This is a genomic window from Angustibacter speluncae, assembly GCF_054777815.1.
In genome coordinates, this window is record NZ_BAAHAF010000115.1 from 1 (window position 1) to 2,230 (window position 2,230).

Genomic DNA, 2,230 nt, shown 5'->3' on the forward strand with positions numbered 1-2,230 from the left:
AGCCCGCCGGCCAGGGCGGCCCCCGCACCCGTCCGCACCACCGCGGGCAGCGCCCACCGCGCGCGCCCTGGCCAGGCGAGCGCCACGAGCGAGGCGAGCTGCGCGGCCACGAGCAGGTCGGACGGCTCCGGCCGCCGCGGGCGTGAGGTCTGCACCCGCCGTAGCCTGCCACCATGACGACCGACGACGGCGGGTACCGGGTCGAGCACGACACGATGGGCGAGGTGCGCGTCCCGGCCGACGCGCTCTACGGGGCGCAGACGCAGCGCGCGGTCGAGAACTTCCCGATCAGCGGCGTGCCGATCCCCGCAGGTCTCGTCCGGGCGATCGGGCAGGTGAAAGCCGCTGCGGCAGCGACGAACCGCGAGCTCGGCGTGCTCGACGACGACGTGGCCGAGGCGGTCGAGCAGGCCGCCCTCGAGGTGGCTGCCGGCGAGCACACCGACCAGTTCCCGGTCGACGTGTTCCAGACCGGGTCGGGCACGTCGTCGAACATGAACGCCAACGAGGTGGTCGCGCGGCTGGCCGGGTGGACGCTGGGTCGCGACGTCCACCCGAACGACGAGGTGAACGCGTCGCAGTCGAGCAACGACACCTTCCCGACGGCGGTGCACCTGGCCGTGGCGACGGGCGTCGTCGACGAGCTCGTGCCGGCGCTGGAGCACCTGGCCGACGCCCTCGACGACAAGGCCTCCTCGACAGCCGATCTGGTGAAGGCCGGACGCACCCACCTGATGGACGCCACGCCGGTCACGCTGGGCCAGGAGCTCGGCGGGTACGCCGCGCAGGTCCGGCGCGGGGTCGAGCGGCTGCAGGCGTCCCTGCCCCGGCTCGCCGAGGTGCCGCTCGGCGGCACCGCCGTCGGCACCGGCATCAACACCCCGGACGGCTTCGCCGCCCGCGTCGTCGCCCTGCTCGCCGAGCGCACCGGGCTCCCGGTCACCGAGGCGCGCGACCACTTCGAGGCGCAGGGAGCGCGCGACGCGCTGGTCGAGACGTCCGGCGCGCTGCGGACGGTCGCGGTCTCGCTGACGAAGGTGTGCAACGACCTGCGCTGGATGGGTTCCGGGCCGACCGCCGGGCTCGCCGAGGTGCACCTGCCCGACCTGCAGCCCGGCTCGTCGATCATGCCGGGGAAGGTGAACCCCGTGGTGCCGGAGGCGGTGCTGCAGGTGTGCAGCCAGGTGGTCGGCAACGACGCCGCCGTCGCGTGGGCCGGCGCCTCGGGCGCCTTCGAGCTGAACGTCCAGGTGCCGGTGATGGCACGCAACCTGCTCGAGTCGATCACGTTGCTGGCCAACGCGTCTCGGCTGCTCGCCGACCGCTGCGTCGCGGGGCTCGAGCCGGACGCCGAGCGGATGCGCCGCTACGCGGGTTCGTCCCCGTCCGTGGTCACCCCGCTCAACCGGCACATCGGCTACGAGAACGCGGCGAGGATCGCCAAGCACGCCGTGGCGGAGGGCGTCACCGTGCGCGAGGCCGTGCTCGCGCTGGGGTTCGTCGAGCGCGGCGAGCTCACCGAGGAGCAGCTCGACGCGGCGCTCGACGTCGACGCCATGACCGGGCGGTGACGGCCGGCGACCCCGCGGACCTCGCGGCCCTGGTCGCGCGCGTCCCACCCGGCTGGACGCGGGTCTCCTACCGCGGACGGGCCTGGGGCCTGTCGCGCACCGACCACGCGGGCGGGCGGAGCGTGTTCGTCGAGGCCGACGAGCTGGGCGGCACCGGCCGGTTGAGCGCGAACGTCTGGTTCACCGCGGACGAGGTGCTGCTGCGCCCGTGCGAGGTCCCCGCCCCCGACGTGCTGGAGCTGCTCCGCGGGTGGGAGGCGGGCTGAGCCTGCCGCTCACCACCCGCGACTCAGTACCAGTTGTGGCTGCGGCTGTGCGACCACGCCGAGCACGGCGTGCCGTAGACGTCGTCGATGTAGGCCAGGCCCCAGGTGATCTGGGTGACCGGGTTGGTCTCCCAGTCCGAGCCGACGGTCGACATCTTCGAGCCGGGCAGGGCCTGCGGGATGCCGTAGGCGCTGGAGGTGGGGTTGTCGGCGTTCCAGCGCCAGTTGCTCTCCTTGGTCCACAGGCTGTCGAGGCAGTCGAACTGCTCGTCGCTCCAGCCGCGCTCGGCGACCAGGATGCGCCCGATGCCACGGGGGTCGCGCTGGGCGTCGCGGCTGGCCTGCTCGCGGGCGGCGACGCGCGCCTGCTCCGCCGCCGCCGCGGCGGCCTGC

General features: G+C 74.5%; 3 protein-coding genes. 2 read left to right on the forward strand and 1 reads right to left on the reverse strand.

Annotated features, from left to right (window positions below; translation table 11 throughout):
• The first annotated feature begins 173 nt into the window (after nt 1-173).
• Both ACYVKY_RS14130 and ACYVKY_RS14135 read left to right on the forward strand, forming a co-directional pair.
• Entirely contained in the window at nt 174-1,571 is a 1,398-nt protein-coding gene (locus ACYVKY_RS14130) for a class II fumarate hydratase (RefSeq protein ID WP_460435631.1), read from the forward strand.
• On the forward strand, nt 1,568-1,837 hold the full coding sequence (locus ACYVKY_RS14135) for a peptide methionine sulfoxide reductase (RefSeq protein ID WP_460435632.1): 270 nt from the start codon (nt 1,568-1,570) through the stop codon (nt 1,835-1,837). Before ACYVKY_RS14130 ends, ACYVKY_RS14135 begins: the two co-directional genes overlap by 4 nt.
• A 23-nt stretch (nt 1,838-1,860) precedes the next feature.
• Here ACYVKY_RS14135 and ACYVKY_RS14140 read toward each other — a convergent pair.
• Nucleotides 1,861-2,230, reverse strand: a 370-nt coding sequence (locus tag ACYVKY_RS14140) for an aggregation-promoting factor C-terminal-like domain-containing protein (RefSeq protein ID WP_460435633.1), incomplete at its 5' end; no start/stop codon positions are given.

Excerpts from the sequence above, each read along its gene's own strand:
- ACYVKY_RS14130 (WP_460435631.1), top strand. The coding sequence starts at position 174 with ATGACGACCGACGACGGCGGGTACCGGGTCGAGCACGACACGATGGGC.